A 23638-nucleotide genomic window follows, 5' to 3' on the forward strand; every position below is an offset into this window, starting at 1 on the left:
CGCCCGTGAATAACGTCATGAATTTTCCTGCCCAACTCAGCTCGCTATCACCGCTGGCGGCATGGCTGGCTCAACAAATGGCGCCGCTGTCCGTCGGGGAGGAGTGGCGCTTCGCGCTCGATCTTGCCGTCTGTGAGACGGCCACCAATATCATTCGCTATGCGTTGCATGAGGATCGGCAACGTGTTTTTCGTGTCGAATTTATCGCGGCGGAAGACCGGGTGACGCTGCGCTTTATTGATGCGGGAGAGGTCTTTCCGGCCGAGCGCCTGGCGCTGGCGCGTGGCGATGAGCGCTTCGATGTCGATCCGTTAGCGGAAAGCGGCAGAGGTTTGCGGCTTATTCTGCGCGCGGTGGACTATTTTAATGTGGAAACCCGCGCCGGGGAGAATGTGACGACCCTGACAAAAGCGTTGCCGGATGCCGTTCTTCGCCATTCCACCGACGATCGCGTCAGGTGAAGGAACAGAGCTTGCCCCCAGGTGAATCCCCGGGGGAATTTTCCCGCCCGCGTTCACCCTCTTCATCCGTCTTATGGCTGGGCCTGAGCGGTGGACAGCGCGCCCAGGTGATAAGGGCGAAGAGTATCTAACGTCATCATGGCCGATTTGCAGAAAATGCATTTCGCACCAAAGGGATTTTTTTCCGTCACGTCAAACTGGGACGTTCTGTACTGGGAGCCATGGCAGCATGGGCATCTAAAATGGATATGTTCAATCATAATGTAAACCTTGTATGGGTAATGTTCTGTTGAAAAGACAATGGTCGTTTTCAGGGAAATTAACGCGGCTGATTTTTGTTAGGAGTAAGCCGGGTATTGGGTCAGTCGGAGGGCTTGTTTAACGAGCCAACAGGGGGCTGACAGGGCCTGTTTACAGAAAAAGCAAAATACTAACGGGACTGCTCAAAGGAAGGTGGTATCAGGGATAACGCCTGGAGATGAGAACACGTACTTAGATAATAACTTTTCGTCTGGTAAATCAACTTAACGATTAACGCACGAGCCGCAAATAATAGCAAACATTATTTTAGCCTTCCGGATGCCTGCTGCGCCAGGAGCGCCTTCATCAGCGCCGTCACCCAGTCGATAAATACCTGTACCCGGGCAGAGAGCTGCCGGCTGCTGGGGTAGAGCAGGGAGAGCGGCAGCGGCGCAGGGCGAAAATCAGCCAGCACCTCCGTTAACACACCGGATGCCAGATCGCGCGGGTTAAAGCTCAGGGCTCGCGGGCGATCGCGCTGCCCTTCAGCGCCGGCGAAACCGACACCTTTGACGGGTTTGTCAGCGCCTTTCAGGAGGCGCTGGCGGCGCTGGGGGCCGATCGGTTTCATTACCTGGTTAATAATGCCGGCAATGCCAGCGGCATGGGGTTTCTGAATGCTACCGAAGCGGAGTTCGATGCGCTTTATCGCATCCATGTGAAGGGGGTTTTTTTCCTCAGCCAAAAATTATTGCCGCTGCTGGCGGATGGCGGGCGAATTGTGAATATCTCGTCCGGACTGACCCGTATCGTGATGGCGAACCGGGCGCCCTATGCGATCATGAAATCTGCGGTGGAAACCCTGACCCGTTATATGGCGTTTGAGCTGGGCGGCCGCGGGATCACGGTAAACTGCGTAGCGCCGGGCGCCATCGCCACGGATTTCAGCGGCGGGGTGGTGCGGGATAACCCGCAGGTCGCTCAGGCGGTGGCGAACATGACGGCGCTTGGCCGACCGGGGGTGCCAGAAGATATCGGGCCGATGATCGCCTCGCTGTTATCCGATGATCATCGCTGGGTTAATGCTCAGCGCATTGAAGTTTCCGGGGGAATGCGCATCTGAGTCGAGGAGATAACCCGGCCAGCGTATCGCTGAGCTGGTCAGGTTTGACTGTAGCGGAAACGGCAGCTCGAAAACCGCCGGCCGGTAAGCAAGAGAGCACCAGCGCGGCGATAGTCCATTTGTCTGGTCAGAGAAAATGCGTTACTCCGCCAGCAGGGCGGCGAATTTCGCCAGCCACTGCGGGTGGGCCGGCCAGGCGGGAGCAGTGACCAGATTGCCGTCAACATGCGCCTGATCGATACCGATATCGGCATAATGCCCGCCGCTCAGACGCACCTCCGGGGCGCAGGCCGGATAGGCGCTGCAGGTCCGCCCCTGCAGAATACCGGCGGCGGCCAGCAGCTGTGGCCCGTGGCAGACGGCGGCGATAGGTTTACGCGCGGCGTCGAACGCCTGTACCAGTTTAATCACCTGCTCGTTCAGACGCAGATACTCCGGCGCCCGGCCGCCGGGGATCACTAGCGCGTCGTAATCCTCGGCCTTCACCGCGGCAAAATCGGCGTTCAGGGTGAAGCGGTGCCCCGGCTTTTCGCTGTAGGTTTGGGCTCCGTCAAAATCATGGATCGCCGTCATCACATAGTCGCCGGTGGCTTTATCCGGGCAGACCGCATCGACCTGGTGGCCAATCATCTGCAGAGCCTGAAAAGGGACCATCGTTTCGTAATCTTCGGCGTAATCGCCGACCAGCATCAGGATCTTCTTGCTCATTATTTTTACTCGTTGTGGGAGAAAGGTGTCATAGATATAGCCTGGCGATCCGCAGAATGCGACCTCCTCAGGATGCTGAAGACGGTGGCATGCGCATCTTGTAACCGGGTTCATGTTTTTTTGGTAACGGCAACTTTTTCGCCAACGCTAATGTCTGTTACCACAGAAAAGCGTCCTGTTCAGGGGCACACCACGCTGCAGGAAAAACGGCGAGCGCCGCGGCAATATCGTGCCGCAGCAGCTGTGGGATGGCGTGGAAAAGGGGTTTTAATTCTGAGCCTTGAGGCACCCGGCGGCGCGGTGGCGCGAGAGGTTTGTTATCTAAGTCTGGCGCCGGGGACGGATCCGCAAAGCGCACCAGTCCCCCGAGGCGAGACTGATCCTCATCGAAGATCGTATTTTATGGCGATCGACAGCCTGGCCTGATGAATCCAGTGGGCCATGACGTCAGGACAGCGGCGTGGCAAAGCGCGCGCCGCCGCCGAGGATCATCAGGCGCCAAACGCTCCGTCGATGGTGTGCATGGCGCCTGTGACAAACGACGCCTCCGGACCGGCCAGCCAGGCTACCATGCCCGCCACCTCTTCCGGTCGGCCATGGCGCTTAATGGCCATAAAGCTGTGCATCAGCTCTTTCATCGGGCCGTTCTCCGGGTTGGCGTCGGTATCAATTGGGCCGGGCTGGACGACGTTGACCGTGATGCCGCGCGGGCCAAAATCCCGTGCCAGACCGCGCGCCAGCCCCTGCAGGGCTGACTTGCTGAGCGCATAGGCCGCCATTCCCGGCACCGGCATGCGATCGCCATTGACCGAACCGATGACAATAATGCGCCCGCCTTCCGGCATCCGGCGCGCTGCTTCCACGGAGGCATGGTAGGGGGCATGAATATTGATGCGGAACAGGCGATCGATGGCATCGCTGTCCTGCTCCAGGGCATCGCCAAAAATGGCGATCCCGGCATTGACCACTAACACGTCCAGCGGGCCGCTGTCTCGGACCAGGCTTATCACCGCATCGCGATCGGCGCTGTCCGCCTGCACCGCCGTGCTGCCGGTCTCCGCCGCCAGCCGCTCGGCCGCCTCCGGCGAACCGGAATAGCTGAACCTGACCGACGCGCCGTCGGCGACAAAGCGCCTGACGATCGCCGCGCCAATTCCCCGACTTCCACCGAAAACCAGCACTGATTTGTTGTGAAACGCTGTCATATCCCGCACCTCATGATATTGTAGTGATGATTACAATATGCTGCGGCAAAACAGGCTGTCAAGGATTAATATAGTGACCACTACAAAACAAGGGCGTACCCCGGGGCGCCCCCGTCAGTTCAATGCGGAACAGGCTATTGAAACGGCTCAGCGCCTCTTTCACGCGCGAGGCTACGACGCGGTGAGCGTGGCCGATCTGACCCAGGCTTTCGGCATCAACCCCCCAAGCTTTTATGCCGCTTTCGGCAGCAAGCTCGGCCTGTATACCCGCGTCCTGCAGCGCTACAGCCAGACCGGGGCCATCCCCATAGAGACGCTGTTGCAGGACGACCAGCCGGTGGCGGCGTCGCTCATCGCCGTGCTGCAGGAGGCGGCTCGACGCTATGTAGCCGATCCGGCCGCCGCCGGCTGCCTGGTGCTGGAGGGGGGACATTGTCAGGATGCCGACGCTCGGGTGGCGGCAGGCGAATGGCATGCTGCGGCGAGGGCCAAAATCCAGCAGTATATCGCCCGCCATCACCCGCAGGATGCGCTGCGGGTGACTGACTATATGGATACGCTGATGCTTGGTCTGTCGGCGAAAGCGCGGGAGGGGGATAGCCTCCCGCGTCTTCTGGAGACCGTGCGGCTGGCAGGCGTGGCGCTGGAGCGTATCCTGCCGGCCTGAGTGGTCAGATAGTCTGTCCGCCCGAGACTTCGATCCGCTGGGCGGTTACCCAGCGGTTATCGTCACGCAGCAGGCTGGCGATCATCGGCCCAATATCCTCGGGAACGCCAACCCGTCCCAGCGCCGTCATCGCGGCAAACTGCGCGTTAACCCCCGCGTCGTCCCGCACCAGCCCGCCGCCAAAATCGGTGGCGATAGCCCCGGGGGCGATGGTATTGACGGTGATGCCGCGCCCGCCCAGCTCGCGGGCCATGTACACGCTCAGCATCTCCACGGCCGCTTTGGCCGCAGCGTAGGCGGAGAAGCCAGGATATGAGACGCGAGTCAGTCCGGAAGAGAAGTTAACGATCCGTCCACCGTCAGCCAGCAGCGGCAGCAGGGTTTGAACGAGGAAAAACACCCCCTTGACGTGGACGTTAAACAGCCCGTCGAACTGCGCCTCGCGCGTTTCGGCCAGCGGGGCAAATTCGCCGTGTCCCGCGTTATTGATCAGATGATCGAAGGTGTCCCGTCCCCAGACGCTGGCCAGCGCAGCGCTCAGGCTGTCGGCGAAAGTCGGAAAGCGGGTGGTCTGCGCCATATCCAGCGGCAGGGTGATGGCCTTGCGGCCGAGAGCGTGAATGTCGGCCACCACCGCTTCCGCCTGTTCAATATTGCCGCGGTAGGTGACGATAACGTCCCCACCCTGGCGGGCGATATCCAGTGCGGTCTGACGGCCAAGGCCGCGGTTGGCGCCGGTGATAAGTGCAATCTTAGTCATGTTCGATCCTCTCTGGTGTGTGGAGTCCTTACAATAGGGGGTGCCTACCAGACCGGGTTGCCCAATCCTTGTTATTTTTTGCCCATTCCTCTCCATACACTCCCCTCTGGCGGGAAATAGCGCATACTCAGGCTTTAAAACTTGCCTGAAAGGATCTTATGCGCGACGAACTCTTCGCTCTCTGCCGCCGGTATGCCGATGCTCATGTCGATAGCAGCGGGGTGGCGGTCACCCCGGTTCCCGGCATCACCCTGGTGCGGGCCCTGCACCCCGGCGATCTGCAGGCGGCCATCGCCAGGCCGTTGGTGGCCATGCTGCTGCAGGGGCGCAAAAGCGTGACCACCGGCCTGGCAAGCTTTGACTACGGTCCGGGGGAGGCGATGGTGATCGCCGCGGATGTTCCCACCACCAGCCAGATCACCGAGGCCAGTCAGCGCTTTCCCTATTACGCGCTGGTGCTGGAGCTGGACCTGGCTATCCTGCGCGAGCTGCAGGAGGCCGGCCCATCTGGTCCGGATGAGGCGCCCCGCGTCGGTATCGAACCGATGAATGCTGACGTGACGGACGCCGCTTATCGGCTGGCAAGGCTGTTTGATCAACCGGGGGCGCTGGCGGTGTTAGGCGAAGGGCTGCGGCGGGAGCTACATTACTGGCTGTTGCAGAGCGTTCACGGGCCAGCCATCCGGGCACTGGGCGCTGTAGACAGCCATTCGGCGCGGATCCGCCGGGCGGTGGCGATGCTGCGCCGGGATTTTATGCAGCCAGTCAGCGTCGACGCGCTGGCCGACGCCGCCGGGATGAGCGTCTCTGTCTTTCACCGTCATTTCCGCGCCATGACCACCTTGTCGCCGCTGCAGTTTCAGAAGCAGTTGCGCCTGATCCACGCCCGCCGCCTGATGCTGGCGGAAGGGATGAGCATTGCCCAGGCGGCCGGCGAGGTGGGCTATATCAGCGTGTCCCAGTTCACCCGGGAATATGCTCGCCTGTACGGTGCGCCGCCGGGCCGCGATCGCCGACGGGAAAAAATGAGCGCCTGACCTGGCGCGCGGGATGGCGGCGGCTCCTCCCTGAGCCGGGTAGCGGTGGTTCAGTTGTCGAGTGTCGCCGTAATATGCACTTTGTTGCCCATTCGCGCCTCAATGATCCGATAGGCGGTTGCGCCCTCGCGGGCGGCCTGCTGGCGAATTTTGCTCTCCGCGTTGTCCAGGGTATGGCCGGTGACGGTGATGGTTCTGGCGTTGACCGCCAGCGGCAGCAGACAACTCAATACGATCAGTGGAATTAACTTTTTCATCTTCATTTTCATTCTGTCCTGTGAGAGAAAATCAGCGCGCGGCCTGCAGCCAGCCGGCAATGTCCTGGGTCGGCAGATGGTGGCGGGCATTCCAGGTGTCGCCCATCGGCCACCACACGCCATCCCCCCGGGCGAAGGAAGCGCGATAGCGCAGCATGGCGTTATCCGGGTCCGTCCGCAGCTGGTCCAGCAGGGCGGGCAGCGTGTGAACGGCTTTGCTGAACGTCTGCTGCGTCACGCGCTCCACGGTTTCCGCCAGCTGGCGATAAGAGGTCGTTTCGCCGGCAACAAACACCACCTCGTTGACGATCCGCGGCTGATGCAGATAAATCGCGGTGGTCAGGCGGCCAATATCCGCCGGCGAGGTGACGGTCACCTGGGTGTCCCAGCCGCCAAGGGCGTGAACGGTTCGGGTGGATAAATTCACCACATCGAAGTCTGGCTCGAAGAGAAAGCTGGTAAACATGCCGGTGGAGACAATGACCCACTCCGTGGCCTGCTGCGCGCGCAGCAGGGTCCGGACATCATACTGCTCGTCCCACACCGGCTGGCCGCTGCCTTTGCCGACCACATCGTAATTGACGCCAAACTGCCAGGGAAAATAGCGGGGCACTCCGGCGGCCAGCACCGCGCGGGTAATTTTTAGCTGCGTCCCCGGACCGGCGACAAACCCCATGCAGTTAATCACGGTGGTGAATCCGCGAAACTGATCGGCCAGCGTCTCCATGTCGCTACCGGCAATGTCGACGGCGAGAAAGGTGGCCCCGGCGTCGGCCAGCGCCCGGTGGTTTGCCGACCGCAGCTGGCCGGCTTCATCCCAGGCCGCCGGCGAGACGATAACCGAGACCGCGCCCTGGCGCTGGATCACCGCAGGTACCAGCGCATCCAGTACGGCGGCGCCCAGTTGTCCCGCTCCCAGCACCAATGCCTTTTCCTCGTGGTTAAGATTATCAGATTTCATTTTAACTCCTTACTCAGTTAAGCCTTGTATTGACTGGCTACAGGCTCAGTGTAGGGGGGTGGGCATCATTAGATAAGAACAGGATTTCGGGTTAGACTGTTCGTCTTAATGGGATAATAACCGCCAGTGGAGAACGAAATGGACAGACTGGATGCCATGCAGTTGTATGTTGCGGTTGTGGATGCCCACAGCTTCGCCCGGGCGGCGGAGGTGCTGGGGCAGCCGCGCTCAACGGTGTCGCGGGTAGTGAAGGAGCTGGAAGCCTGGCTGGGGGCGCAGCTTCTTCAGCGCACCACCCGCAAGCTCAGCGTGACGGCCGAGGGACGCCGGTATTACGCGGAGTGTAAACGGCTGCTGGCCGAGATGGCGGCGATGGAAGCCTCCTTTCCCGGCCGCTCGGCCCAGCCCGCCGGGCGGTTCAAGGTGGGGATGCCGCAATCTCTTGCCCGGCACTGCGTATTGCCAAGGATCGGCGAGTTTCTGCAGCAGTATCCTGACCTGGAGATGATCCTCTGCTCAAGCGACAACGTGGAAGATATTATCCAGGAGGGATTCGACTGCGTGATCCGTAGCGGACAAATCGAAGATTCCACCACCCTGGTGGCGCGTCCTCTGGCCCGCTACCGCTGGATGGTCCTCGCCTCGCCGGCCTGGCTCGCGGCCCACGGCCGGCCGCAGAGCATCGACGATCTGCACCAGCACCGGGCGGTGGGCTACCTGAACCACCGTACCGGGCGGACCATCGACTGGCTTTTCTCCCTCGATGACGGCGATTGCGCGATCCGCATGCAGGAGACGCTGGTGGTCGACGATACCGATGCCTATATCCAGGCCGGCGTTCAGGGACTGGGCCTGATCCGCGTCGCCAGCTATCTGGCGCAACCTTATCTGCAGAGCGGCGCGCTGGTCGCCTGTCTGGAGCAGGCCGCTTCTGATCTTCTCCTGTCGCTGGTCTATCCGCAAAACCGCTATCTGCCGCCGGCGGTACGCGCATTTTATGACTGGAGCAGACGTGTTCTGCAACCCCCGCTCAGCGAGGCCTGATGTCGGTGGTATTCGCTCCCGCTATGGTCCGCGCATGGCCTGTTTTATCCTCGCTATCAGCCAGTTCAGCGCCGGATCCTGAGCCCGGCGTTTGTGACGCAGTATACACAGGGTAAATTCCGGGTAGGCCACCGGCGGGGCGTCCGTGCGCAGGGCATACTGCGCCTGCCAGCGCTGCGCCAGACCCTGGGGGACGGTGGCGAAGAGCGGCAGGGTGGTCAGCAGCAGGGGAAAGGTGGAGAAATTCTGCGTGGCAAAGCGCACGCGCCGCGCGAGTCCCTGACTGGCGAGCTGGCGGTCTATTTCCCCGTGGCCGGTTTCGCGATAGGCCACCATCACATGTTCCCAGGCGACGAAATCGCCCACCGACAACGGCCCGCGGCAGGGGATCTGCTGCGGCGACCAGAGAGTGGTCACCCCCATGCTCATCACCGGTTCACTGACGATCTCCCCGCGGCTCTGTTTGTTGAGGGATACCGCGACATCAATGCGATCCTCCTCCAACAGCTGGCGTACCTGGAAGGGGTCGGCGGCTAGTGTCTGGAGCGACACCCCGGGCGCCTCCTGCATCAGTCCGGGTAACAGCTGGGGCATCAGCCAGTGTTCGCTCCAGTCGCTGAGGCCGACGCGGAAAAGCTGCTGGGCGCTGGCGGGGGAAAACTCCCCGGCGCCAAACATTGCCGAATGCAGGTGTTCCATCAGCGGCTGCAGCTCGGTCATCAGCGCTTGCGCCCGCGGCGTCGGCAGCATGCCTCTGGCGCTGCGCACGAACAGTGGATCGTCAAACATCTCGCGCAGCCGTTTCAGCGCCCCGCTGATGGCCGGCTGGCCAAGATGCAGCGCCTCTGCGGTGCGGGTGACGCTGGCTTCGCGGTACAGCACCATCAAGACCGTCAACAGATTCAGATCGATACGACTAAAATCATTTTCAATGATTTTCTTCATTATGATAATCAATTTGAATGTGGGTTATCCCGGCAGCATAGTGAATATCACCCCGATAAATCAACCAGCGCAATGCGCGCGGAGGGAGTGATGCAAGCTTACCAGACAGGCGACAGCCTGATATTCAAAGTTCCGGAGCGCGAGATTAGCCTGCAGCCGGCGGCGCTCTATCCCGCAGCGTTCCCTGCGACGGAGGCGGACGCCGATAATCAGCCAATCGCGCTGTCGATCCACAGCTGGGTGGTACAGACTCCCCACGATCTGATTGTTATCGATACCGCCACCGGCAACGGTCGGGAGCGCGGCGGCAATCCGCTCTATCATCAACTTAACACGCCGTATCTGGAGAATCTCCGCGCCGCGGGAGTGAACCCGGAGGACGTGACCCTGGTGCTACTGACCCACCTGCATACCGACCATGTCGGATGGAATACCGTCTGGCAGGACGATCGCTGGGTGCCGCTGTTCCCCAACGCCCGCTACCTGTGCTCGGCAAAAGAGCTGACGCGGGTGAAAAACAGCGAACGCTACCGGGCGCTGTGGCTCGACAGCCTGCTGCCGGTGATCGAAGCCGGCCTGCTGGAAACCGTCGATGTGGCGGCCCGGCCGCGGGTCGGCGGGCGGATCGCCTTTGTGCCCACCCCCGGCCACAGTCCGGACCATGCCGCGCTGATCCTCGCCGCCGGAGATGATTACGCCTGTTTCTCCGGCGATCTTCTTCATTCCCCGCGCCAGTTTACCCATCCGCACTGGAACTCGGCGTTCTGCGGCGATCCCCGGCAGGCGGAAGCCTCCCGACGGGAGATGATGGCGTGGGGAGCCAGCCATCATGCTCAATGGTTCACCGGGCATTTTGCCGGGTCTTCCTGCGGCTGGCTGGAGGAGGATAAGCAAGGTGACTATCGCTGGCGAGAGGCCGGGCAACAAGCTGCAGATAAGGGGAAACAGTGATGAATAATACGCAAAGCGTGTTGGTTTTTGGCGCCACCGGTCAGCAGGGCGGCTCGGTGGCGCGGGCGCTGCTGCACCGCGGCTGGCGGGTTCGGGCGCTGGTCAGGGATCCTTTCTCCGCCGGGGCCGTCGCGCTGGCGGCGCGGGGAGCCGAGCTGGTGGTGGGTACCTTTGAAGACCGGGCGGCAATGCGGGCGGCGATGGCCGGGGTCGACGGCGTCTTCAGCGTCCAGCCCAGTTCGCCGGGAGGGACGGTGACCGATGAGCAGGAGGTACGCTACGGGATAACCATCGCCGACCTCGCCGTCGAGTGCGGGGTGAAGCATCTGGTGTACAGCTCCGGCAGCGCGGCGGGGGAGACGCCCACCGGCGTAGCGCATTATGACACCAAAGCGGAAATTGAACGGCATATCCGCCGCCTGCCGCTGGCGGCGACCATCGTGCGTCCCGCCACCTTTATGGAGCTGTTGGTGATGCCCGGTTTTGGCCTTGATGAAGGTCATTTTCACTTTTTTATGCTGCCCGAGGGGAGGATGCAGGTGCTGGCGGTGGAGGATATCGGCCATCTAGTCGCGGCGATTTTTGCCGCGCCGGCGCGGTTTGCCGGCAAGACGTTCGAGATCGCCAGCGACAGCGTGACCGGTCGCCAGCTGGAGGCGTTATTTTCCGCGGCGGCGGAACGGCCGATCCCCTATTCGCGATTTTCCGACGAGGTGCTGGCCGCCAGCCCATTTCTGCACAAGCTGACCGGGCTGGTAGACGACGGGCGGCTGGCGGGCCATGCCGACCTCGACGCCCTGCGCCAGCTGCATCCGCAGCTGCACACCTTCGCCGGCTGGCTGGCGGGCCCCGGCCGTCCCGCCTTTGAGCGGGCGCTGACCAGCGGGGCCAGCTGGGCGTTTAATCGTTAAAGGCGATACCTCCTCTGCGCCGGCGTCTCGGTGTTTGGCCCGGCGTGACGACCTGCGCAGGGAGGGCCTACAGGTCGTTAAGACAACTCACGAGGAGTCCGAGTGGGAAATTTTAAGCGGTTTTCACGCACAACGATAGGTAAAAGCGAACATCCGGAATTTTCAGCCGCTTACAATGGAGGAAACACTCTGGGATCGCCTGAATAATGACAATTTACCGATGGGCTTCGGCCTGCCTGTTAAGCATGACCTGCGCCGCTACGGCGGCGGAATTTAAAACCATCGAGGCCGATCTGCTGGCCTCCAACCGGCTGTTCTGTATGACCGGCTATGACCATAAGCCGATCGGCGTGGCGTGGGAGAGCGTCAAATCCAGCCGCTATCAGCCGCAGTCGGATGGCGACCGTATTTTCAGCGACACCGTCTCCCGGCGCTTTCTGGAAGAGGAGAATAAGACCGCCTTTTACAATGGCGCCAAATATCGCGTACTGGGTAAACCCGCCAGCGCCTGCTATGACTATTCCGCCGCGCGTATTCAACGCATGGCGGGCTACCTGAAGGTGTAACGACTCTGCGAGGCGGGCGCTAAAACAGCGCCAGCCGGGCGAGACGGTCCAGCGCGTTGCTCAGCGCGTCGTCCCCAGCCGTCAGACTGATGCGGATAAACCCTTCGCCCCCTTCGCCAAAACCAGTGCCTGGCGCCACCAGAATATGCGCCTCCTGCAGCAGCAGGCGGGCAAACTCTTGTGAACGGTACCCGGGCGGCACGCTCAGCCAGAGGAAGAACGTGCCTTGTGCGGTACGAACCGGCCAGCGCAGCGCGGCCAGTCGACGCAGAACCCACTCCCGGCGCTGATGATACGCCTCCGTCAGCTGCGCAATCCGTTCTGCCGGCAGGCTGAGCGCGGCGATCGCCGCATCCTGAATCGCGCCAAACACCGTGCTGTAGCTGTGGGTGTGCAGCTTTTTAAATGCCCGAATAATCGAGGCGTTGCCGACCGCGAAGCCGAAGCGCCAGCCGGCCATATTAAAGGTCTTGGAGAAGGTGTAGGTTTCCACTCCCCACGCCTTCGCGCCGGGCTGAGAGAAAAGGCTCAGCGGCGCGTCACTGGCCGCGCTGCCGATGGCCGCATAGGCAAAATCGTGCAGGATCGGCACCTGGTGACGGTGGGCAAACTGCAGGGCGCTGGCGAACAGCGCCGGCGTGGCGAGGGCGCCGGTGGGGTTATGCGGATAGTTAAGCACCACCAGCCCGGCCTTGTCAGCCACCTCCCGGGGGAGGTCGTTAAAATCCGGCAGGAAATGGTTCTCAGCCCTGAGCGGCAGGCCATAAAACGTCGCCTGGGACTGCAGCGCCGCTGAGCGATAAATGGGATAGCAGGGATCGGTGGAGATGAGGTATTGCCCGGGACGGAGCAGCGCCCGCGGGATGCCGCCAATACCGATATGCGAGCCCTGAAATACCGCGACTTCGCTGTGCGGATCGAATTCCACATCATACTGGCGACGATAAAAATGGGCGATCGCTTCGCGGACCTGCGGCTTGCCCCAGAATGAGGGGTAGCCATGGTTTTCACGACGATGAATGGCGCTCTGCAGCGCGTCAATCACTTCCGGCGGGGTGGGTTGATCCGGACTGCCGCTGGAGAGGTCGATCAACGGCAGCATGTCGGTGTTGACCTCCGCGGCCAGGTTTTCCAGCAGGCTGAACAGATTCTCTTCCAGGGCGTCCACCAGCGGTGAAGCAGCAAAATCAGGCATAATTTTCCAGGTTTACGTCATCAATAATCTGCCATCTTTAAGGGATTTATGGCGCCTGGCTAAATAACAATATCTGCAAAGGATGATTATTTTTAGGATATGTCAGGATGGCAAAAGGTTATGAGGAATAAGCAAAAGGAAATCCGGCGTTCTGGCTTACAACCCTCTTGCGGCTGTGATTTAATCGCTCAATATCGCCAACCTTCCAGGAAAATACCTTATGAACAAGTCAGTTGCGCTCGGGATGACGCTTGCCCTGTTATCCGCTACCTCTTTTTACGCCACCGCAGATCAAATTATTCGTATCGGCTTCAATCCCGGGCCGTATAAAGAGCAATTTGAAAAAGGGGTCGCCCCCTATTTATTGAGTAAAGGGTATAAAATCGAATATAAAGATTTTAGCGACGGTATTCAGGTCAATGACGCGGTAGCCCGCGGCGATATCGAAGCGAATATTATGCAGCATCCGGTATACCTGAAAGCGATCAATGAGCGGCTGGGGACCGATAACGTGGGCATTGTGCAGGTACCCACACCGCCGATGGGCCTGTATGGCGGTAAACTGACCACCCTGGGCACCCCGGCAGCCGGCACGGTGGTGTCGGTGCCAAACCAGCCGTCGAACGAATATCGCGCGGTGCTGGTGCTGGAAAGTCTGGGCTGGGTGAAGATTAAACCGGACAGCGATCCCGCCACCTTTTCCCAGCGCAATATCGTTGCTAACCCCTATAAAATCGTGCTTAAGGAGATGGACAATGCCCAGCAGGTTCGCGCGCTGCCGGACGTCGACTATGGCCTGATTCAGGGCAATTTCGCCGTCTCCAGCGGCATGGCGCTCACCTCAGCATTAAAGCTGGAGGCCGCCACCAGCCATTTTATTAACGTCGTGACCGTTGCCGGTAAAAATCAGAAGGCGCAGTTTGCCAAAGATATTATCGACGGCTATCACTCTGCCGATTTCAAAAAATATATTCTCAGCCATCCGCAGTATGATGGTTACCTGCTGCCTGATTATTTAAAATGAATAACGCGATGATAGAATTTCGCCATGTCAGTAAAACCTTTTCCAGAAAAGGGCACCCGGTTCTGGCCCTGCAGGATATTAATCTCAGTATCGACCGGGGCGATATTTTCGGCATTATTGGCTACAGCGGCGCAGGAAAAAGCACCTTATTGCGGCTGATTAATCGGCTGGAAACGCCGGGCGAGGGCGAGGTGGTGTTGAATGGTGAGCCGCTACAGGACTGCAGCGGCCAGCGACTGCAGGCGATCAAAAAAGATATCGGCATGATCTTTCAGAATTTTAATCTGCTGAATTCGAAAACGGTATTTCATAACATCGCTATCCCGCTTATTTTGCAGGGCCGCGACAAGGCCTTTATCCAGGCGCGGGTTGCGGAGCTGCTGGCGTTTGTCGACCTGAGCGACAAAATGCACAGCTACCCTAATGAGCTGTCGGGAGGGCAAAAGCAGCGGGTCGGTATCGCCCGGGCGCTGGCCACCAACCCGTCGGTGCTGCTGTGCGATGAAGCCACCTCGGCGCTCGACCCCCACACCACGGTACAGATCTTACTGCTGCTGCAGGAGATTAATCGCCGCTATGGCATCACCATTGTGCTGATTACTCATGAAATGTCAGTGATCCAGAAAATCTGTCACAAGGTGGCGGTGATGCAGGCCGGGCGCATTGTTGAGCAGGGGACGGTGTTCGATCTCTTTGCCCAGCCGCAGCATCCGGTCACCGCCAGTTTCGTGCAGTCGGTGGTGCACGATCGCCTGCCGCAGAGGGTGGCGTCGCTCCTGCAGCGCGATAACGGCGCCCGGGCTTTACGCCTCGAATTTATCGGCGCGACGGCCCGGCAGCCGATCATTAACCACCTGATCCGCGAGTATGCTGTCGAGGTGAATATCCTGTTTGCCAGCATGTCCGAAGTTCAGGGCCGGATACTGGGATTTATGATTGTGCAACTCCTCGGCGAGCCTGACGAAACCGAAGGCGCTATCACCCATCTGGCCGACGCAGGAGTGAAAATCACCCATGTTTGATCTGATTGATACCGCGATTACCGGCGAGCAGTTTCTGCTGGCGCTGCATGATACCCTGATTATGGTCGCCATCTCACTGGGCTTTGGCGCGCTGATCGGCGTCCCGCTGGGAATTGTGCTGGTGGTTTGCCGTCCCGGCGGCATCGTGGCCAACCCGGTGGTGCATCAGGCGCTGAATCCGCTGATTAACGTGCTGCGCTCGCTGCCGTTTATCATTTTGCTGATTGTGATCCTGCCCTTCACCAGGCTGCTGGTGGGCACGACTATCGGCACCGCGGGGGCCATCGTGCCGCTGATCGTTTTTGTCGCCCCCTATATTGCCCGGCTGGTGGAGAGCTCGCTGCTGGAGGTGGATGAGGGGATCCTTGAGGCCGCAGACGCCATGGGCGCTACCCCTCTGCAGACCGTCTGGCACTTTATGCTGCCGGAGGCGGCGGCGTCGCTGATTCTGGCTCTTACCACCGCGACCATCGGTCTGCTTGGCGCGACCGCCATGGCGGGAACGGTGGGCGGCGGCGGGATCGGCGATCTGGCGATCACCTACGGCTATCAGCGTTTCGACGCCTTTGCCACCCTCACCACCGCCCTGGTGCTGATTGTTATTGTCCAGCTTATTCAGACGCTGGGTACCCGCCTGGCTCGCCGGCTGCGTCGCGAATAACCGCTAATCCGCGCCGGGGTTGCCCCGGCTAGCGTGCGCAGACCGCGGCGAAGGCGCTGGCTACCCGTGCAATATTGCCGTGGTTGAGCCCGGCCACGCAGACGCGGCCGCTGGCGATCAGATAGATGCCGTGCTCTTCACGCAGAACGTCTACCTGATCGGCGCTAAAGCCGGTGTAACTGAACATGCCGCGCTGGGTCAGCAGATAGGAAAAATCCCCCACCGGCAGGGCTGCCTGCAGGGCCTTCACCAGCGCGACGCGCATGGTACTGATGCGGGTGCGCATGGCCTCCACTTCTTCCTGCCACAGGGCATTCAGCTCGGGATCATTGAGCACCTGCGACACCACCTGGGCGCCAAACCCCGGCGGGCTGGAGTAGTTGCGGCGCACGGTGGCTTTCAACTGGCCCAGCACGCGCCCGGCGGCATCGGCATTGTCACAGACCACCGACAGGCCGCCGACGCGCTCGCCGTACAGCGAAAAAATCTTCGAGAACGAGTTGCTGACCAGCGCCGTCAGCCCGGCGCTGGCGATGGCGCGGATGGCATAGGCATCTTCATCCAGCCCACGGCCAAAGCCCTGGTAGGCAATATCGAGGAACGGGATCAGCTCCCGGGCGATCAACACCTCAATCACCCGATCCCACTGCTCGGGGGTGAGATCGGCCCCCGTCGGATTATGACAGCAAGGATGGAGCAGCACGATGCTGCGCGGCGGGAGCTGCTGGAGGGCGGCAAGCATGGCGGGGAAATTGACCCCGTGGGTGGCGCTGTCGAACCAGGGATAGGTATGCACCTCGAAGCCTGCCCCGGCAAAGATGGCCACATGGTTCTCCCAGGTCGGATCGCTGACCCAGACCGCGGAGTCGGGGAAGTAGCGCTTGAGAAAATCCGCGCCCACCTTCAGCGCGCCGGAGCCGCCCAGCGTCTGGATGGTGGCGATGCGTCCGGTACGCAACGCCGGATGATGTTCGCCAAACAGCAGCGTCTGGACCGCGCGGCGATAGGGCGCCAGTCCCTCCATCGGCAGATAGAGGCTGGCCTTTTGCAACTGGCTCTGTAGCCGGTCAGCGGCCTGGCGGACCGCCTCCAGCTGAGGGATGATGGCCTGCTCGTTATAGTACAGCCCGATGCTGAGGTTAACTTTGTCTGCCCGGGGATCCTGTTGAAAGGCTTCCATCAGCGACAGGATAGGATCGCCCGCGTAGGCGTCGACGTTCTGGAACACAGTGGTTACTCCTGAAATGACCGTTAAAGGTGAAGCCATTACACCGCATAGCGTCCGGGGCGGTGGTTCATGGCGATAATCGAATTCAAAATCACGGCGCCGAGGACAGAGACCAGCAGCATCGGCAGGCTAACCACCCACAGCGAGGCGGTGACGATGCAGGCGTCCACTACCATCTGGAATTTACCAGCGCGGATGCCGCTTTTATCCTGCAGATAGAGGGCCAGAATATTGACGCCGCCGAGGCTCGCTTTATGGCGGAACAGCACCACAAAGCCGATACCGACCATGATGTTGCCGAAGAGGGTGGCGTAATAGGGGTTCAGGCGATCGACATGGATAAAGTAGCCGTGCAGGTCGGAGAACAGCGACACCAGTCCGACCGCGCAGAAGGTTTTCAGCGTGAAGGCGGCGCCCATCCGCCGGACGGAGAGCCAGTAGAAGGGCAGATTAATGGCGAAGAAAACCACGCCGAACGGCAGGTGGGTGGCGTAGTGGATCAGAAAGGCCATGCCTGCCGTCCCGCCGGTCAGGGCACCGGCCTGACGAAACAGGATAATGCCAAAGGAGATCATTAGCGTGCCGAACAGCAGCGCCAGGGCATCCTCCAGCCAGGTGTGAGTCAGTTTTTCAGGGGAAAGGACGTTATCCATAAATAAGCACTATCTTTTCGTTAACAAGGATAAGCTCTTGTTTGCAAAAATCGCACCAGAGGAGCGTGCCCGGGCGATCGTTTGCGGAAAAAATAGCCGTGGTTTAGCCTAACCTGTTGTTCTGACAGGAAGAGAAAATTGCACGGGTCGTGCGTTTTATGGTTTCCTAATGCGTGAATTGTGCGAATTTGCCGCTTGTCGCGCATTGTCTGGCCCCGCGTCTGCACCAGCGCAGGGCACTGTGCCCCGGTTCAGCGCAGCGGGGTCGTGCCCGGCATCAGCTGGCCGTTCTCTTTCAGGCGGTTGAGCACAACGGCAGTTTTCAGATGGGCCACCCCTTTGTTTTGCGCCAGAATATGGCTGATCAAATGGCTCAGACCGGGCAGGTCCGGGACCGTTACCCGCAGCAGATAATCGGCGTCGCCGGTGGTTTTCCAGGCGTCCAGAATGGCGTCCACTTCACTGAGCATCTGATGAAAGCTCTCCACGCATTGCGGGGTGTGATTCAGCAGACGCACCTCAATCAGGCCAAGCATCTCCTGCCCGGCGGCATCCGGCGCCAGACGCGCATGGTAGCCGAGGATAAGCTGCGCCTGTTCAAGGGCGATACGGCGGCGCGAACACTGGGAAGCGGACAGTCCGATAAGCTCGCTCAGTTCCTGATTGGTTAAACGGCCATTGGCCTGCAGCAGGGTAAGAATTTTCAGATCATAGTCGTCGATGTTGTACATAGTGGCCACTAGCGGAACGTAAAAGTGGCTAACAGCCTAACAGTTTTTTGCCTGGCGTGAAGCCTGGGCGGACGGCGGCAAAGCGGATGCACCAAAACGGGTCAGGTTCATGCATTAAGTCGCTCTTTTTCTCATGATCTGTGCGTAATCTGGCCATTTTTCGCGTGTGATGCGCCAGGTCAGCGCCGCGATGAGCAGCTACCGGAACTGATGCGAAAACAATAATTCAATATAATTCAATGAATTACTTTTTGTCTGCCGCTGCGCGGCGATCCGCTGGCCTGAAAGTTGCTACCGGCGAAAGTGACTTTTTACAGACAGGGGCAGGTCAGAGATGACAACGCAGCAAGAGCATCAGTTAAAACGCGGGTTAAAAAACCGCCACATCCAGTTGATTGCCCTCGGGGGGGCGGTCGGCACTGGACTGTTTTTAGGTATTGCGCAAACGATCCGTATGGCAGGCCCTTCGGTCCTGCTGGGGTACGCCATCGCCGGGGTTATCGCCTTCTTTATCATGCGTCAGCTTGGCGAAATGGTGGTAGAGGAGCCGGTGGCGGGTTCGTTCAGCCATTTCGCCAACCGCTACTGGGGGCCCTTCGCCGGGTTTATGTCAGGCTGGAATTACTGGGTGTTGTACGTGCTGGTAAGCATGGCGGAGCTGACGGCGGTGGGGATCTATATTCAGTACTGGTGGCCGGAGGTACCCACCTGGCTGTCGGCGGCGATCTTCTTCGTGGCGATCAATGCCATCAACCTGACGCACGTCAAAGTGTATGGCGAGCTGGAGTTCTGGTTCTCGATTGTCAAAGTGGCCGCCATCATCAGCATGATCGCCTTTGGCTGCTATCTGTTATTTAGCGGTCACGGCGGCCCGGCGGCGACGGTGGCCAACCTATGGCAGGACGGGGGATTTTTCCCTAACGGCATCACGGGCTTGGTGATGGCTATGGCGGTGATCATGTTCTCCTTCGGCGGGCTTGAGCTGGTGGGGATCACCGCGGCGGAAGCCGATGAGCCGCATAAAACCATTCCCAAAGCCACCAACCAGGTGATCTACCGGATTCTGCTGTTTTACGTGGGGTCGCTGGCGGTCCTGCTGTCACTCTACCCGTGGCGGAACGTCGTGGAAGGGGGAAGCCCTTTTGTGCTGATCTTTCACGCCATTGACAGCAATATTGTGGCCAACGCCCTCAATCTGGTGGTGCTCACCGCCGCGCTGTCGGTCTACAACAGCTGCGTCTACTGCAACAGCCGGATGCTGTTCGGCCTGGCTCAGCAGGGCAACGCCCCGCGTGCGCTGCTGCGAGTGAACCACCGCGGGATCCCATTGACCGCCCTGGCGGTATCCGCCGTCGCCACGGCGCTTTGCGTGGTGATTAACTATGTGATGCCCGGGAAAGCCTTTGCCCTGCTGATGGCCCTGGTGGTGGCCGCCCTGGTCATCAACTGGGCGATGATCTGCATCACTCATCTTAAGTTCCGCCGCGCGATGCAGCGGGCCGGGAAGGTAACGGCTTTCCAGAGTTTCGCCTATCCCCTGACAAACTGGCTGTGTCTGCTGTTTCTCGCCGGGATCCTCGGAGTGATGTATCTGACCCCGGACATCCGCATCTCCGTCTGCCTGATCCCGGTATGGCTGCTGATCCTTGCCGCAGGCTATCTGCTGCGCAGGAAAAGCGCGCTGGAGCCGGTGGCGGCGCTGGAGGAGCGTTAATCTGCGACGCCCTGCCTGGCGGCAGGGCGATATTATTGCGCTGAAAACATATAGCGCCAATATATAGGATGGTTTATATAATTACGATAAATGATAACTAACAATATCACGCTGAATATAAATGAGAATGTGAGGTGACCGCGCGCTTTTTATTGATCTTGCGTACCGCTTTGCTACTATCCAGCCGGCATTGAGTCTTTATTTTATAATGCCTGGAAATGGAATGATAAAATACATAATGGAGTAGGGTATGAAGCATGTGCACAAGCTGGCCTGGATTGGCCTGTTCGTCAATATTATTATCTGTTTTGTCGCGCGTAATTTATTACTCGATGAAGGACAACTGAATTTCCATAGTCGGGTGGACAGCATGTGGTCCTGGCTGGTTCTTGCCCTGTTTATCGCCGTGGTGGTTCAGGCGCTCAGCATTATGCTGTCTGGCCGCTATCCTTATCTGGCCATTGTGCTGGCCTTTATTGGCGGTATCGTGATGATACCCATCAGCATGATCTTTCTGGTCGGCAGTATGTTCAGTTTTCAAACGCGGATTAACGCCGGTTTTACCCCGTGGCGGTCAACAACCGGGGCGATGGGCCGCAACGATAATCACCAGCTATTAACCTTTAATGCATCCGCTTTTTATCCGCAGGGAGCGCTGGCGCTCATCGCCGGGATAATTATCTTAATGATTGGCATGGGTATTGGCGGCGTATTTATTGCCGCCGGTATTCTGGCGCTGTGCAACGGCTATCGTCTGCAGAATCGGGTGGTGATTGGCGTCAGCGACGAGTCGATGATATTTACACCGGGTCTCTATGCCGACACCTACATTATTCCTTTGCGCGAGGTAGTTCTCGCTGAGCGCGGCAGTCATGATGCGAAAGTCCGGCTGCTCATCCCGTCGACAGGCAGAAGTATCACCTTGCGCAAAAAAATGCTCGCCGGCGATAACGTCAGCGACACCTTCGCCGCGATCCTTGCAAAACTGACCACCGTTTAGCGCCGGCAGGAAGAAAAGCCGCCAGCGGCAACGAGATCCCTGGCGGCGGAAGGGGAAACATCAACGGCAGGCGCGTCGGCCTGGCCTTTGGTATACAGCAACAGGCTGCCTGTTAATCCACGTTAGTAAAATAATCGCGCGCGGCGGTCTCGACGCGCTTCGCGTCCAGCCCGGTCTTCTCAGTGATCTGCTCGATAAACGGTTTAAATTTTTCGTTCATCACGTTCCCTCCTTCCCAGTGGGCGACGTAAAATTTGCACTGATAGCGATAAAAATGGAGAGTGGTATCTCCTAACGTGTAGTACATGAGCTTCTCCTGTCCGGTATTGCGGTCACCGCGTCCACAGCGTCAGCAACCTTTTTCTCATCACGATCGATCTGTTCTCTATCCTCCTCCCAATTGGCTGAAATTTCCAGCGGTGCTTTACGCAAAAAGGCAGGATAAAGAAAGGATAATCTGCTGACAGGCAGTGATTATTTCTGGAGTCAGGGCGGTGACCCGGTTACCTGCGGGCCGCGCAGATAACCGGAGTAGCGACAGGCTTAGCGCAGCGCGTTGCGCTCGTCGGCGGTCAGGTCGAGGGTTTGCGCCACGCCGCTTTCCGCGGAACGCACCGCCGCTTCCAGAACGGCCATTACCGCCAGCGCTTCAACCGGCGGCACCGGATTGGCGATCTGGCCCTTCAGCGCGTCGCGGATCTGCATATAGTACTGGCGCTGATCGCCCGACGGGGTAGGCTGAGTTTGGGCCTGCAGCGAGGCGTCATAGATCACCAGCTTGTCATCATCCTGACCCCAGCCGGCGCTCCCCGGTACCACACCCGCCAGCAGCTGGCTCTCCTGCTGGTCGGCCCGCGCTTTGACAACGCTGCCTTTATCGCCATGCACGGTAAAGCGCGAGGAGCCCCCCGCAACCAGCATGCTACAGTGCAGGATCGCTTTATGCGCCGGGTAGTTTAACACCACGTGCGCCCAGTCGTTGATCTCCGCGCCGTCGCGCAGGGTGGCGATGTTGCCCTGTACCGACTGCGGCAGACCAAACAGCTGCAGCGCCTGATCGATCAGGTGCGGCCCCAGATCAAACCATAAGCCGCTGCCGGGGACGTTCTGCTCGCGCCAGCGGACGCGGACTTCCGGGCGGAAACGGTCGAAATGGGACTCAAAATGTTTCACCGTGCCGATGACGCCCTGCTCAATAACCTGACGGATCCCGAGATAGTCGCTGTCCCAGCGGCGGTTATGGAAGACGGAGAGCAGGCGCTGTTTCTCCTGCGCCAGGGCGATCAGCTCCCGGGCCTCCTGCATATCAAGGGTAAAGGGTTTGTCCACCACCACATGCTTGCCGGCGTTCAGCGCCAGGCGGGCCAGCGGCGCGTGCGTGGCGTTGGGGGAGGCGATGACCACCAGATCGACATCCGGATGCTGGACCGCCGCTTCGGGGGAGGCGATCACCGTGACGTCCGGCAGGTCGCGTTTGACTTTTTCTTCATCACGCGAGGCGACGAAGGCCAGGTTCAGGCCCGGCACCGAACGGATAAGCGGCGCGTGGAAGGTCTTACCGACGAAGCCATAGCCAATCAGGGCGATATTTATCGTGTTGTTACTCATCAGGTTCTCCGCGTTGTTAAGCATCAGCAATATGTACAGAGAGGGCAGGGTCATCCCCCAGCTCAGGCCAGGGACGATCGAGGAAAAGATGGTGAATGTCGCTGAGACCGGCCACCAGCCAGGGTTCGCAATGGTTGACTTTGGTATGGTCCGCCACCAGCCAGTGTTCCGCGCTGGCGGCGAGCATGGCGCGTTTTACGTCGGCATCGGCCTCCTGGCTGGCGCTCAGTCCAAGCTCGGCATGCAACGCGCAGGCGCCGAGAATCGCGATATCGGCGCGGTAGCGCGCTACCAGCGACAGCGTGGCGCTGCCGGCGAACAGCCGCTGCTCACTGTCCCACTGGCCGCCAAGCAGGATGAGCTGGATATCGGCGCGGTCGCTAAACAGCTGGGCGATATCCAGCGAAGCGGTGATCACGGTCATGGGGCCTTTCAGCTGGCTAGCGACGGCCAGCAGGGTACTCCCGGCGTCGAGAAACAGCGTCGAACCGGAGGGGATGCGCGCGGCGACCTGCTGGCCGAGACGCTGCTTGGTTCCGGGGAGCAGGGCGTTTCTTCCCTGGCGCGTCATCGCCGGGACGTTAAGCGCGATGGCGCCGCCGTGGCTTTTCTGCAGTACCCCCTGGTTTTCCAGCTCGCTGAGATCCCGGCGTATGGTATCGGCCGACACCTGCAGCGCATCAACCAGTTCGCTGATGCTCAGCTGACCGGTTTCACTCAGCCGGTCGAGGATGTGTTTTTGTCGGGCGAGCTTATGCATGACGAGAGACTCCGCAAGTTGACGCAATAAACGGCATAATACAGCATAAAGTCGCAAAATAAACCGCAAAAAGTCGCACTGAGGCGCGCAAAACCTGAAGAACTTGATTTCACTACACTTTAACGTTAAATGAGGAAGGTGGGCGCGGCCCGGGGGAAAGCGCTTTTTAATGAAGCGATTAGCCCCTTTCACCGGGCAATAAACAG

26 protein-coding genes and 2 pseudogenes are annotated in these 23638 nt (G+C 59.8%); 13 read left to right on the plus strand and 15 right to left on the minus strand.

The window, feature by feature from the left end; all coding sequences use genetic code 11:
• The first annotated feature begins 17 nt into the window (after positions 1-17).
• Positions 18-461: an ATP-binding protein gene (locus ABLU73_RS10740; protein ID WP_075205485.1), complete on the plus strand. Its 444-nt coding sequence runs from the start codon at positions 18-20 to the stop codon at positions 459-461.
• 71 nt (positions 462-532) lie between these two features.
• Here the strand turns inward: ABLU73_RS10740 and ABLU73_RS10745 are convergent, their stop codons facing one another.
• Both ABLU73_RS10745 and ABLU73_RS10750 read right to left on the minus strand, forming a co-directional pair.
• Positions 533-721, minus strand: coding sequence for a hypothetical protein (locus ABLU73_RS10745; RefSeq protein ID WP_004183775.1), 189 nt, complete (start codon positions 719-721; stop codon positions 533-535).
• 302 nt (positions 722-1023) lie between these two features.
• Positions 1024-1203, minus strand: a pseudogene (locus ABLU73_RS10750) (LysR family transcriptional regulator); the annotation flags it as partial.
• Here ABLU73_RS10750 and ABLU73_RS10755 point away from each other — a divergent pair.
• Positions 1198-1824 (plus strand): annotated as a pseudogene (locus ABLU73_RS10755) (SDR family oxidoreductase); the annotation flags it as partial. The pseudogenes ABLU73_RS10750 and ABLU73_RS10755 overlap by 6 nt on opposite strands.
• A gap of 141 nt (positions 1825-1965) precedes the next feature.
• Here the strand turns inward: ABLU73_RS10755 and ABLU73_RS10760 are convergent.
• Both ABLU73_RS10760 and bdcA read right to left on the minus strand, forming a co-directional pair.
• On the minus strand, positions 1966-2532 hold the full coding sequence (locus ABLU73_RS10760) for a DJ-1/PfpI family protein (protein ID WP_032446983.1): 567 nt from the start codon (positions 2530-2532) through the stop codon (positions 1966-1968).
• Between the two features lie 491 nt (positions 2533-3023).
• Complete coding sequence (gene bdcA / locus ABLU73_RS10765; RefSeq protein WP_264923511.1) at positions 3024-3737, minus strand: SDR family oxidoreductase; 714 nt, start codon at positions 3735-3737, stop codon at positions 3024-3026.
• A 73-nt stretch (positions 3738-3810) separates the two neighbouring features.
• Here bdcA and ABLU73_RS10770 point away from each other — a divergent pair, with 73 nt between their 5' ends.
• Positions 3811-4404, plus strand: coding sequence for a TetR/AcrR family transcriptional regulator (locus tag ABLU73_RS10770; RefSeq protein ID WP_004203957.1), 594 nt, complete (start codon positions 3811-3813; stop codon positions 4402-4404).
• Positions 4405-4408: 4 nt separating this feature from the next.
• Here ABLU73_RS10770 and ABLU73_RS10775 read toward each other — a convergent pair whose 3' ends face one another.
• The gene (locus tag ABLU73_RS10775) at positions 4409-5164 is read right to left on the minus strand and encodes an SDR family oxidoreductase (protein WP_135730130.1); all 756 of its coding nucleotides are present in this window, start codon (positions 5162-5164) and stop codon (positions 4409-4411) included.
• Positions 5165-5322: 158 nt separating this feature from the next.
• On the opposite strand from ABLU73_RS10775, the gene ABLU73_RS10780 reads away from it, so the two are divergent.
• Positions 5323-6201 (plus strand): AraC family transcriptional regulator, encoded by an 879-nt coding sequence (locus ABLU73_RS10780; protein ID WP_049116259.1) that lies wholly within the window; start codon positions 5323-5325, stop codon positions 6199-6201.
• A gap of 50 nt (positions 6202-6251) precedes the next feature.
• On the opposite strand, the gene ABLU73_RS10785 is transcribed toward ABLU73_RS10780, so the two are convergent.
• Both ABLU73_RS10785 and ABLU73_RS10790 read right to left on the minus strand, forming a co-directional pair.
• Entirely contained in the window at positions 6252-6458 is a 207-nt protein-coding gene (locus ABLU73_RS10785) for a DUF1471 domain-containing protein (protein ID WP_264923510.1), read from the minus strand.
• Positions 6459-6489: 31 nt separating this feature from the next.
• Positions 6490-7419: an aromatic alcohol reductase gene (locus ABLU73_RS10790; protein ID WP_264923509.1), complete on the minus strand. Its 930-nt coding sequence runs from the start codon at positions 7417-7419 to the stop codon at positions 6490-6492.
• A gap of 138 nt (positions 7420-7557) precedes the next feature.
• Between ABLU73_RS10790 and ABLU73_RS10795 the strand changes: the two genes are divergently transcribed.
• A complete protein-coding gene (locus ABLU73_RS10795; RefSeq protein ID WP_264923508.1) occupies positions 7558-8463 on the plus strand; it encodes a LysR family transcriptional regulator in 906 nt (301 codons plus the stop codon).
• Between the two features lie 21 nt (positions 8464-8484).
• Here ABLU73_RS10795 and ABLU73_RS10800 read toward each other — a convergent pair whose 3' ends face one another.
• The gene (locus ABLU73_RS10800) at positions 8485-9408 is read right to left on the minus strand and encodes a LysR family transcriptional regulator (RefSeq protein WP_264923507.1); all 924 of its coding nucleotides are present in this window, start codon (positions 9406-9408) and stop codon (positions 8485-8487) included.
• A gap of 87 nt (positions 9409-9495) precedes the next feature.
• Between ABLU73_RS10800 and ABLU73_RS10805 the strand changes: the two genes are divergently transcribed.
• The 3 genes from ABLU73_RS10805 (at position 9496) to ABLU73_RS10815 (ending at position 11836) form a co-directional block, all read left to right on the plus strand.
• Entirely contained in the window at positions 9496-10359 is an 864-nt protein-coding gene (locus ABLU73_RS10805; RefSeq protein WP_074377599.1) for an MBL fold metallo-hydrolase, read from the plus strand.
• Positions 10359-11270, plus strand: a complete 912-nt coding sequence (locus ABLU73_RS10810; protein ID WP_264923506.1) for an NmrA/HSCARG family protein — start codon at positions 10359-10361, stop codon at positions 11268-11270. Before ABLU73_RS10805 ends, ABLU73_RS10810 begins: the two co-directional genes overlap by 1 nt.
• Positions 11271-11476: 206 nt before the next feature.
• Complete coding sequence (locus ABLU73_RS10815; RefSeq protein WP_023318077.1) at positions 11477-11836, plus strand: hypothetical protein; 360 nt, start codon at positions 11477-11479, stop codon at positions 11834-11836.
• Positions 11837-11855: 19 nt separating this feature from the next.
• Here the strand turns inward: ABLU73_RS10815 and ABLU73_RS10820 are convergent, their stop codons facing one another.
• A complete protein-coding gene (locus ABLU73_RS10820; RefSeq protein WP_023318078.1) occupies positions 11856-13031 on the minus strand; it encodes an aminotransferase class I/II-fold pyridoxal phosphate-dependent enzyme in 1176 nt (391 codons plus the stop codon).
• 220 nt (positions 13032-13251) lie between these two features.
• Here ABLU73_RS10820 and ABLU73_RS10825 point away from each other — a divergent pair, with 220 nt between their 5' ends.
• Genes ABLU73_RS10825 through ABLU73_RS10835 form a run of 3 tightly spaced genes read left to right on the plus strand, consistent with a single transcriptional unit; the run spans position 13252 to position 15738 of the window.
• Entirely contained in the window at positions 13252-14055 is an 804-nt protein-coding gene (locus ABLU73_RS10825) for a MetQ/NlpA family ABC transporter substrate-binding protein (RefSeq protein WP_004203972.1), read from the plus strand.
• Positions 14056-14063: 8 nt separating this feature from the next.
• Positions 14064-15077, plus strand: a complete 1014-nt coding sequence (locus tag ABLU73_RS10830; RefSeq protein ID WP_151628556.1) for an ATP-binding cassette domain-containing protein — start codon at positions 14064-14066, stop codon at positions 15075-15077.
• The gene (locus tag ABLU73_RS10835) at positions 15070-15738 is read left to right on the plus strand and encodes a methionine ABC transporter permease (RefSeq protein WP_004203975.1); all 669 of its coding nucleotides are present in this window, start codon (positions 15070-15072) and stop codon (positions 15736-15738) included. The genes ABLU73_RS10830 and ABLU73_RS10835 overlap by 8 nt, the downstream gene beginning before the upstream one ends.
• A gap of 28 nt (positions 15739-15766) precedes the next feature.
• Here ABLU73_RS10835 and ABLU73_RS10840 read toward each other — a convergent pair whose 3' ends face one another.
• From ABLU73_RS10840 to ABLU73_RS10850, 3 genes are all read right to left on the minus strand, one after another.
• Positions 15767-16966 carry an amino acid aminotransferase gene (locus ABLU73_RS10840; protein WP_264923504.1) on the minus strand — a complete coding sequence of 400 codons (1200 nt, stop codon included), beginning with the start codon at positions 16964-16966 and terminating at the stop codon, positions 15767-15769.
• Positions 16967-17004: 38 nt separating this feature from the next.
• Positions 17005-17619, minus strand: a complete 615-nt coding sequence (locus ABLU73_RS10845) for a YitT family protein (RefSeq protein WP_004176405.1) — start codon at positions 17617-17619, stop codon at positions 17005-17007.
• Positions 17620-17870: 251 nt separating this feature from the next.
• On the minus strand, positions 17871-18350 hold the full coding sequence (locus ABLU73_RS10850; protein ID WP_002902405.1) for an Lrp/AsnC family transcriptional regulator: 480 nt from the start codon (positions 18348-18350) through the stop codon (positions 17871-17873).
• A 334-nt stretch (positions 18351-18684) separates the two neighbouring features.
• Between ABLU73_RS10850 and ABLU73_RS10855 the strand changes: the two genes are divergently transcribed.
• On the plus strand, positions 18685-20064 hold the full coding sequence (locus tag ABLU73_RS10855) for an amino acid permease (protein ID WP_004203977.1): 1380 nt from the start codon (positions 18685-18687) through the stop codon (positions 20062-20064).
• A gap of 250 nt (positions 20065-20314) precedes the next feature.
• Positions 20315-21064, plus strand: coding sequence for a hypothetical protein (locus ABLU73_RS10860; RefSeq protein ID WP_049002860.1), 750 nt, complete (start codon positions 20315-20317; stop codon positions 21062-21064).
• Between the two features lie 112 nt (positions 21065-21176).
• Here ABLU73_RS10860 and ABLU73_RS10865 read toward each other — a convergent pair whose 3' ends face one another.
• The 3 genes from ABLU73_RS10865 to ABLU73_RS10875 form a co-directional block, all read right to left on the minus strand.
• Positions 21177-21371 carry a hypothetical protein gene (locus tag ABLU73_RS10865; RefSeq protein ID WP_049002858.1) on the minus strand — a complete coding sequence of 65 codons (195 nt, stop codon included), beginning with the start codon at positions 21369-21371 and terminating at the stop codon, positions 21177-21179.
• Positions 21372-21607: 236 nt separating this feature from the next.
• Positions 21608-22726: an oxidoreductase gene (locus ABLU73_RS10870; protein ID WP_080837638.1), complete on the minus strand. Its 1119-nt coding sequence runs from the start codon at positions 22724-22726 to the stop codon at positions 21608-21610.
• Positions 22689-23432, minus strand: a complete 744-nt coding sequence (locus ABLU73_RS10875; RefSeq protein WP_053810500.1) for a DeoR/GlpR family DNA-binding transcription regulator — start codon at positions 23430-23432, stop codon at positions 22689-22691. The genes ABLU73_RS10870 and ABLU73_RS10875 overlap by 38 nt, the downstream gene beginning before the upstream one ends.
• Positions 23433-23638: the final 206 nt, after the last annotated feature.

The sequence above is a fragment of the Klebsiella sp. GG_Kp175 genome, assembly GCF_040062325.1.
Lineage (GTDB): Bacteria > Pseudomonadota > Gammaproteobacteria > Enterobacterales > Enterobacteriaceae > Klebsiella > Klebsiella quasipneumoniae.

Excerpts from the sequence above, each read along its gene's own strand:
- ABLU73_RS10740 (WP_075205485.1), top strand. The coding sequence starts at position 18 with ATGAATTTTCCTGCCCAACTCAGCTCGCTATCACCGCTGGCGGCATGG.
- ABLU73_RS10745 (WP_004183775.1), bottom strand. The coding sequence starts at position 721 with ATGATTGAACATATCCATTTTAGATGCCCATGCTGCCATGGCTCCCAG.
- ABLU73_RS10760 (WP_032446983.1), bottom strand. The coding sequence starts at position 2,532 with ATGAGCAAGAAGATCCTGATGCTGGTCGGCGATTACGCCGAAGATTAC.
- bdcA (WP_264923511.1), bottom strand. The coding sequence starts at position 3,737 with ATGACAGCGTTTCACAACAAATCAGTGCTGGTTTTCGGTGGAAGTCGG.
- ABLU73_RS10775 (WP_135730130.1), bottom strand. The coding sequence starts at position 5,164 with ATGACTAAGATTGCACTTATCACCGGCGCCAACCGCGGCCTTGGCCGT.
- ABLU73_RS10780 (WP_049116259.1), top strand. The coding sequence starts at position 5,323 with ATGCGCGACGAACTCTTCGCTCTCTGCCGCCGGTATGCCGATGCTCAT.
- ABLU73_RS10785 (WP_264923510.1), bottom strand. The coding sequence starts at position 6,458 with ATGAAAAAGTTAATTCCACTGATCGTATTGAGTTGTCTGCTGCCGCTG.
- ABLU73_RS10790 (WP_264923509.1), bottom strand. The coding sequence starts at position 7,419 with ATGAAATCTGATAATCTTAACCACGAGGAAAAGGCATTGGTGCTGGGA.
- ABLU73_RS10795 (WP_264923508.1), top strand. The coding sequence starts at position 7,558 with ATGGACAGACTGGATGCCATGCAGTTGTATGTTGCGGTTGTGGATGCC.
- ABLU73_RS10800 (WP_264923507.1), bottom strand. The coding sequence starts at position 9,408 with ATGAAGAAAATCATTGAAAATGATTTTAGTCGTATCGATCTGAATCTG.
- ABLU73_RS10810 (WP_264923506.1), top strand. The coding sequence starts at position 10,359 with ATGAATAATACGCAAAGCGTGTTGGTTTTTGGCGCCACCGGTCAGCAG.
- ABLU73_RS10815 (WP_023318077.1), top strand. The coding sequence starts at position 11,477 with ATGACAATTTACCGATGGGCTTCGGCCTGCCTGTTAAGCATGACCTGC.
- ABLU73_RS10820 (WP_023318078.1), bottom strand. The coding sequence starts at position 13,031 with ATGCCTGATTTTGCTGCTTCACCGCTGGTGGACGCCCTGGAAGAGAAT.
- ABLU73_RS10825 (WP_004203972.1), top strand. The coding sequence starts at position 13,252 with ATGAACAAGTCAGTTGCGCTCGGGATGACGCTTGCCCTGTTATCCGCT.
- ABLU73_RS10830 (WP_151628556.1), top strand. The coding sequence starts at position 14,064 with ATGATAGAATTTCGCCATGTCAGTAAAACCTTTTCCAGAAAAGGGCAC.
- ABLU73_RS10835 (WP_004203975.1), top strand. The coding sequence starts at position 15,070 with ATGTTTGATCTGATTGATACCGCGATTACCGGCGAGCAGTTTCTGCTG.
- ABLU73_RS10845 (WP_004176405.1), bottom strand. The coding sequence starts at position 17,619 with ATGGATAACGTCCTTTCCCCTGAAAAACTGACTCACACCTGGCTGGAG.
- ABLU73_RS10850 (WP_002902405.1), bottom strand. The coding sequence starts at position 18,350 with ATGTACAACATCGACGACTATGATCTGAAAATTCTTACCCTGCTGCAG.
- ABLU73_RS10855 (WP_004203977.1), top strand. The coding sequence starts at position 18,685 with ATGACAACGCAGCAAGAGCATCAGTTAAAACGCGGGTTAAAAAACCGC.
- ABLU73_RS10860 (WP_049002860.1), top strand. The coding sequence starts at position 20,315 with ATGAAGCATGTGCACAAGCTGGCCTGGATTGGCCTGTTCGTCAATATT.
- ABLU73_RS10865 (WP_049002858.1), bottom strand. The coding sequence starts at position 21,371 with ATGTACTACACGTTAGGAGATACCACTCTCCATTTTTATCGCTATCAG.
- ABLU73_RS10870 (WP_080837638.1), bottom strand. The coding sequence starts at position 22,726 with ATGACCCTGCCCTCTCTGTACATATTGCTGATGCTTAACAACGCGGAG.
- ABLU73_RS10875 (WP_053810500.1), bottom strand. The coding sequence starts at position 23,432 with ATGCATAAGCTCGCCCGACAAAAACACATCCTCGACCGGCTGAGTGAA.